We start from the raw sequence: 6,817 nt of genomic DNA, 5'->3' as shown, positions 1-6,817 counted from the left end.
CTCTAAAGGCCTCTTAAAATCACAGAATACTTGTTACAGAGAATTTGAGACTTTGTTACAGAAAATAAGCAAAAATAAAGCTTTAAAATATATAATCTCCATATCAATAAAAAGTCGCATATATCGGACTTTTGAAAGGTTTAAAAGTGATAAAAGTTATAAAATTGGCGGAGTGTCCCTCTCTGTCCGCCACCACTTATAAACAATCACAAACTTTTACCAACTTTTGCAAACATTGCGCCACGATTTTAACGTTATTTTAAAGCCTTTATTCATAAAATTACAAACTATTACAAACAATAGCAAACTATTATTATCACAACTTTTTAGCTGACTATTTGGCTGACTAGCCCAAAAAACAGCCAAAACTTTTGCATTAGTCAGCTAAAAGAAATACAATACATAAACTCTCACGCCAACTAGTGATCACAGAATTTAAAAATTAAATCCAACAAAGCTTTTAGCTGACGCATACAAGCTTTAAAAGTCTAAGAGTCTTGATAGATGTAAAAAATAGAGATAGCACTTCATAGCAATTTTATAAAAACAACCCATTCTTACTATGAAATTTCATCTAGAAACAATAGAAAATTTTAGTTAATAAAAGTTGATTTGCTATGAAAATTTGAATTAAAAATTCAAGGGCATTGCGCCCTTGAAATTATGATCTAACAGGTGAAAGATAAGGTTTTTCAGAGTGCATAGACATCTCGTTTTGTTGTCTAAATGCTATATACTCCTCTTCGCTTAACCTTTTTATGTTAGCTATAGTGATCTTAAGAGGTGTGATACCTGAGAGTGGATCGTGATCTTGTGCGTTTGCAAGCTCGTTACCGTCAGCCTCGCTATAGTGGAAAGTAGTAAATATCGTGCTTTCTCTAAGATCAGGATTTACGCGAAGTTTAGCTGCGATCCTACCACGTTTATTCTCTACCATTGCGTAGCAGCCATCTTCTAGCTCCCTTTCTCTTGCGATATCAGGGCTTACTTCGATTAGCGGACCTTCGATACCAGCACCATACTCTAGTGGTGGGCACTCTCTAGTCATCGTACCAGTATGGTAGTGATAAACTTTTCTACCTGTTGTAAATAAGCAAGGATAAACCTCATCTGGTACTTCGCTCATCGCACCTGAGCCTACTGGATAGCCATCAGGTATATGCATTTTGGCTTTAAATTCAGCCTCCATGCTCGCACGCTTATCTTTATCGTCAGCGTAAAGTACTGGAGCTAGGCGGAATTTACCATCAGGCAGCATTGATTTGTGATCGGTATAGAGATCAGGTGTGCCTGGGTGATCTTCATCAGGGCATGGCCAGCTGATGCCACCTAGTTTTTCAAGCCTATAGTAGCTGATACCACCAAAGAATTTAGGCATTAGCTTTCTAAGCTCATCCCAAACCTCTTCTGCGCTTAAGAAGTCAAATCCCTCAAGTCCCATAGCTTTTGCGATGTTGCAAACTACTTTCCAGTCAGGCTCTACGCCAGCTACTGGTTCGCTTGCTTTCCTAGTTCTTTGAACGCGGCGAGATGTGTTGATAAATGTTCCATCTTTCTCACCCCAACCAGCTGCAGGTAAGACGACATCGGCCTTTTGAGCACTTTCAGTAAAGAATAGATCTTGTACGATAAAGCAGTCTAGGTGGTGTGTCGCATGTACAAAGTGCTCTGTCCAAGGGTCACTCATAACAGGGTTTTCGCCGTAAACATAAAGCACTTTTAGCTCGCCACTATCCATTTTATCAGGTGCGTATGTGAGCTTGAAGCCAGGCACTGGATTAAGCTCGAAGTGCCAAACTTTGCGAGCTTGCTCTTGTGCGTAAGCGCTATTTACTGCACCTGCTGGGATGACGTTTGGTAGTGCGCCCATATCGCATGAGCCTTGAACGTTGTTTTGTCCACGAAGAGGATTTACTCCAGCGCCTTTTTTACCTAAATTTCCTGTTAGGATCGCTAAATTTGAAAGTGAGAATACATTTGATGTGCCGTCGCTAAACTGAGTGATACCCATAGTGTAGCAAATAGCAGCACTGCCAGCTTTTGCATACATCCTAGCAGCCTCAGTGATAAGCTCTTTTTTGACACCAGTCTCACGCTCAAATCTCTCAGGCGTGAAGTCTTTTACCGCCTCTTTTAGGTACTCAAAGCCCTCTGCATATTTTTCGATAAATTCACTATCTTGTAAATTTTCAGAGATGATGACGTTCATCATTGTGTTTAGTGTTTTGATGTTTGAGCCAACTGGAATTTGCAAGAATATATCGGCTTTTTTAGCCATATCGGTGCGTTTTGGATCCACAACGATCATTTTTGCACCACGCTCTAAGCCTCTTTGCATCTGCATAGCGATGATAGGGTGGCATTCGCTTGTGTTTGTGCCTATTAGTAAAAATACATCTGTATCAGTCGCAAATTCAACAAGATCATTTGTCATTGTTCCGTTTCCAAGGGTGCTGGCAAGACCTGCCACTGTTGGAGCGTGTCAAAGACGAGCGCAGTGATCTACGTTGTTACTTCCTAAAGCACGAAAGAATTTTTGAAATACATAGTTGTCTTCGTTGTTTGAACGAGCTGAACTAAAGCCCATAATAGAGCTTGGACCATATTTTTCTACGCTATTTTTAAAAGTCTTTCCTAAAAATTCATAAACCTCTTCAAAGCTAACCTCTTCAAGTTTGCCCTCTTTGTTAAACTCTCCGTTTAGTTTTCTCATCATTGGTTTAGTTAAACGTTTTGGAGAATTTACAAATTCCCAACCAAACATACCTTTTAAGCACAACTCGCCATCATTTACATGGTGGTTATCAGTCGGCTTTGCATCGACTATCCTACCGTTTTCTACGATAAGGTCTATGCCGCAACCAGTTCCGCAATACGGACAGGTTGTTTGAACAATCTTTTGCATAGATTTCCTTTCAAGTAATATTTCTAATAGTTCGGTTATTATATACCTTATAAAATAAAAGTAGTTTTAAAATTAATTATTTTATTTAAAAAAATTTTAAGTAATATGCAAAATTTGCATATTACTTTGACGCTGAATTTACGGAGCTTTTTACCATTTTCTGTCTTATTTTAAATTTGGTTTTTAGCTTAAATGATTAAAAATAAATTTAAAGATTATGAAAATTTATAAAAAATGGGCGATTGCTCGCCCGTTGTATTAGTTCTTGCGTGTGTTTGCGTCTGGAGTAAAAAGTGGCTTATCAAGAAGTTTGAAGTCGCCTATAAATTTCTGACCCTCTTCGCTTGTCGCCCATTTTATAAATTTCTCTGCATTTTCGATGTCAGTTTTAGGGCAGTGTTTTGGATTTACTGCGATTAGAGAGTAGAAGTTTTTAAGATCGTTGTCGCCCTCGTTGATGATGACCATCTCAGGATGACCTTTTTGGTTTGCTTCATATTTAATGTAAGTACCGCGGTCAGTAAATGTAACGCCTTTTTGCTCAGCAGCAGCATTTATCGTAGCTAGCATGCCTTGACCTGTTTGCATATACCAGCTATCTTTTTCAGGGACTTCGCCAGCGATCTTTTTCCAGATGCCTTTTTCTTTATTGTCTGTGCCTGATTTGTCGCCACGTGAGAAGAATTTGATACCATCTTTTTTGATAAGCTCAAAGCTTTGTTTGATATCTTTACCTTTAAATTTATCAGCGATAGACTTGTCAGCGATAACGACGAAATCATTGTACATTACGGCATTTCTTTTTAAGCCAAAGCCTTTTTCTACAAATTCTTTCTCAACTTTTGGTGAGTGAACGAAAAGTACGTCAGCGTTGCAGTCTTCGCCAAGCTTTAGAGCTGCACCTGTACCAACAGCTGTCCATTTTATATCAACACCTGTTTTTGCCTTATAAACTGGGTAGATCGCGTCAAGCAAGCCAGTGTTATCCGTACTTGTTGTAGTCGCCATGATTAGTTCATTGTCAGCGCCAAACGCCAAAACTGCGGCTGCTAGTGAGCCTAAAATAATCTTTTTCATTTTTCTCCTTTTTAGAAAATGTGGTATTATAGCATATTAAAATAATATGAATAAAAAATTTAGGAATAATATTTGGATTTTTTACTTAATGGCTTTACAGAAGCCTTTAATCTACTTTTAAACGGCAACCTTGAAACATATTCAGCTATCAAGGCTACCCTTTACACCTCAAGCGTGTCGATACTTTTTGCCGTTATCATGGGCTTCCCACTTGGTTTTATACTTGGCTTTTATGACTTTAAAGGCCGCAAAATTTTACGCCTTCTAAGTGACACAGCTCTAGCCATGCCAACGGTTGCCATTGGTCTTATTTTATACGCATTCATCACTAGAAATGGCCCGCTTGGCAGCCTAAATTTACTCTTTACGCTAAAAGCGGTCATGTTAGGCCAGTTTGTGCTTGCCCTTCCTATCATCATCTCGCTTACTGCAAGTGTGGTTGAAAATATGGAGAAAAAGCACTATCTAACTATCCTAAATTTACGCCTCGCGCCGGCAAAGCTAGTTTTTTGCGTGCTTTACGAGTTGCGCTACGCCCTCATGGTCGTCATCGCCACTGCTTACGGCAGGATCGTCGCTGAAGTGGGCGTTGCGATGATGATAGGTGGCAACATCAAATACTTTACCAGAACGATCACCACAGCCGTTTCGCTTGAAACAAACAAGGGTGAATTTGCCATGGGTATAGCGCTCGCGATGGTTTTGATATTTATTGCATTTTTAGTAAATTTAGCGATCTTTGCGCTCAAAAAACTAGACAAATAGGAGCAAATTTTGATAAAGATAAGAAATTTACACCTAAACTACGGCAAAAGCGAGATCCTAAATATCCCAAGCCTTGACATAAATACTAAAAAAATAACTGCTCTAATGGGTAGCAATGGCAGCGGCAAAAGCACGCTAATAAGAGTGCTCTCGCGCTTGCAAAGTCCAAATAGCGGCGAAATTTCACTCTGGGGAGAGAGCAAACCAAGCCTTGAAATGCTGCGTAAAATTTGCGTTTTGCTGCCTGAGCCTGCCCTTTTGAAAAGAAGCGTTAGAGAAAATTTCAAAGTCATCTTAAAAAGTAGAAATTTACTAAGCGAATTTGAGGAGCGAACCAGCGAAGCACTCGCTCTTGTGGGACTTGATGAGAAGTTTTTAGACAAGCGCCACTTTGAGCTAAGCTCTGGGCAGACGCAGCGCATCGCATTTGCACTTGCACTCTCTTTAAGGGTGCCATTTTATCTGCTTGATGAGCCGACAAACAGCGTTGATATCGGCACTTCAAAACTCTTTAGCAAGGCTATAAATTTGATGCACGAGAGATATGGCTGCGGCTTTGTCATCGCAAGTCACGACGAGAAGTGGCTTAGCATGCTAGCAAATGAGTGCGTGTTTTTACACAAAGGCAGGGTCTGTGAGTTTGAATACAAAAATATCTTTGAGATAGAGGGTGGCGTGCTAAGCTTTGGCGACGAAGTAAAGTTAAATTTGCCTTTAAATTTTAAAGGTAAAAGCAAGATCACGATCAATCCAAGCAAGATAAAAATTTCTAAAACAGGTGGTGAGGGTCAAATTTCAGGGGTTTTACACTCGGCCTCGCTTTACATGGGCGATGAAAAGCTTTTGAAGGTCAAAGTTGGCGACTTTTTGATTAAAATTTTTAACCACGATGATGAAATTACAAAGATTGGCGAGAGAGTATTTTTAGAATTTGAAGATGGCTCGATGCTAGCTTTAGAGTAAAATTTACTCTCATCCTTTAAATTTAGCTCAAATTTAAAAATGGATATCAAAAAAGAACTAAATTTTAATAATTCTGCTAAAAAATCATATTTTGTGTAATTCCCTAAAAATAGTGCTTTTAAATATGCAATTAAGGCATATTTAAGCTTTTTTTAACTTTTCTAATTTATTTTATTTTAAGCCAAATTAATAAGGCAATTAATTGTATAGTTTCAGTGTCGTTAAAAAACTATTTAAGGAAAAAGGTGAGCACAAAAGAGGAATTTGCAGCTGGCAGAAAACTTTACTACGCTACTTTCTCTAAATTCTTCGTATTCAGTGAAGATGAAAAGAGATTTGATGGCCTTAGTAAAATGCTTGATCTCATAGAAGAATACAGCCTAAATGATAAAGTCTCGCATGCTGCTACTAATATAAAAAGTAAATTTGATGAAAAAAATCCAGAGAATTTGATCACCGAATTTGATGACATTTTTCACACTCCGCCAAGTCCGCTTCGAAATTCGCTCTCTTTTTACGATGAGGGATATGAAGTGGGTCATGCTTGTGCTGATGTGCGTAAAATTTTGGCTAAGACAAACATCAGAAGAGATGAGAGTAAATTTAAAGAGAATGAAGATAACGTGGGCTTTGTCTTTACGCTTATGAACGAGTTTATCGGTAAATTTGACGAGTGCGAAGAGGAGCTTTTTAAAAATATTATAAATCCAAACATTGATGAGTTTATAGAGAATTTATATGAGCATAAAAATAGCGAAATTTACAAGGATGTAGCCGTTTTGCTAAACGAATTTATCGCGTTTGAGCGCGTGGCACTAAACTCACCAAAACCAGTTAAGATAGACCACAAAAAGAGCGATGGTCTTTCAAGATCTGAAAGTATAAGAAGAGAAAAAAACAGGATAAGAAAACTAAGAACGGAGGGTACATATGCAAAATAGACGCGAATTTCTAAAAAAAGTCGGTCTAGTTGGCGCTGTGGCAGCAAGTGGTGCGGTAGCAGCAAATGCTAATGAAAATTTAAAATCAGGAAAGAGTAAAAAGACCGAAGTGCTTTATAAAAGAAGCAAAAACTGGGAACTTTACTACAAACAAGCAAAATAAAAT

General features: G+C 38.4%; 6 protein-coding genes. 4 read left to right on the top strand and 2 right to left on the bottom strand.

Annotated elements, in window-relative coordinates:
* Window positions 1-661: 661 nt before the first annotated feature.
* Both CYP84_RS11125 and tupA read right to left on the bottom strand, forming a co-directional pair.
* Window positions 662-2,905, bottom strand: a complete 2,244-nt coding sequence (locus CYP84_RS11125) for a molybdopterin oxidoreductase family protein (protein WP_343211057.1) — start codon at window positions 2,903-2,905, stop codon at window positions 662-664.
* Window positions 2,906-3,163: 258 nt separating this feature from the next.
* The gene (gene tupA, locus CYP84_RS09430; protein WP_103558927.1) at window positions 3,164-3,982 is read right to left on the bottom strand and encodes a tungstate ABC transporter substrate-binding protein TupA; all 819 of its coding nucleotides are present in this window, start codon (window positions 3,980-3,982) and stop codon (window positions 3,164-3,166) included.
* Window positions 3,983-4,054: 72 nt separating this feature from the next.
* Between tupA and tupB the strand changes: the two genes are divergently transcribed.
* The 4 genes from tupB (at window position 4,055) to CYP84_RS09410 (ending at window position 6,814) form a co-directional block, all read left to right on the top strand.
* On the top strand, window positions 4,055-4,747 hold the full coding sequence (gene tupB / locus CYP84_RS09425) for a tungstate ABC transporter permease TupB (RefSeq protein WP_103637372.1): 693 nt from the start codon (window positions 4,055-4,057) through the stop codon (window positions 4,745-4,747).
* 9 nt (window positions 4,748-4,756) lie between these two features.
* Window positions 4,757-5,710 carry a tungstate ABC transporter ATP-binding protein TupC gene (gene tupC / locus CYP84_RS09420; protein WP_103637371.1) on the top strand — a complete coding sequence of 318 codons (954 nt, stop codon included), beginning with the start codon at window positions 4,757-4,759 and terminating at the stop codon, window positions 5,708-5,710.
* Between the two features lie 245 nt (window positions 5,711-5,955).
* The gene (locus CYP84_RS09415) at window positions 5,956-6,651 is read left to right on the top strand and encodes a TorD/DmsD family molecular chaperone (RefSeq protein WP_103637370.1); all 696 of its coding nucleotides are present in this window, start codon (window positions 5,956-5,958) and stop codon (window positions 6,649-6,651) included.
* A complete protein-coding gene (locus tag CYP84_RS09410; protein ID WP_002941238.1) occupies window positions 6,641-6,814 on the top strand; it encodes a twin-arginine translocation signal domain-containing protein in 174 nt (57 codons plus the stop codon). The genes CYP84_RS09415 and CYP84_RS09410 overlap by 11 nt, the downstream gene beginning before the upstream one ends.
* Window positions 6,815-6,817 lie beyond the last annotated feature (3 nt).

It is taken from the genome of Campylobacter concisus, from assembly GCF_002912425.1.
Classification (GTDB): Bacteria; Campylobacterota; Campylobacteria; order Campylobacterales; family Campylobacteraceae; genus Campylobacter_A; species Campylobacter_A concisus_AH.
The sequence above is the reverse complement of the archived record's forward strand: the minus strand, read 5'-3'. Positions and strand labels throughout refer to the sequence as shown.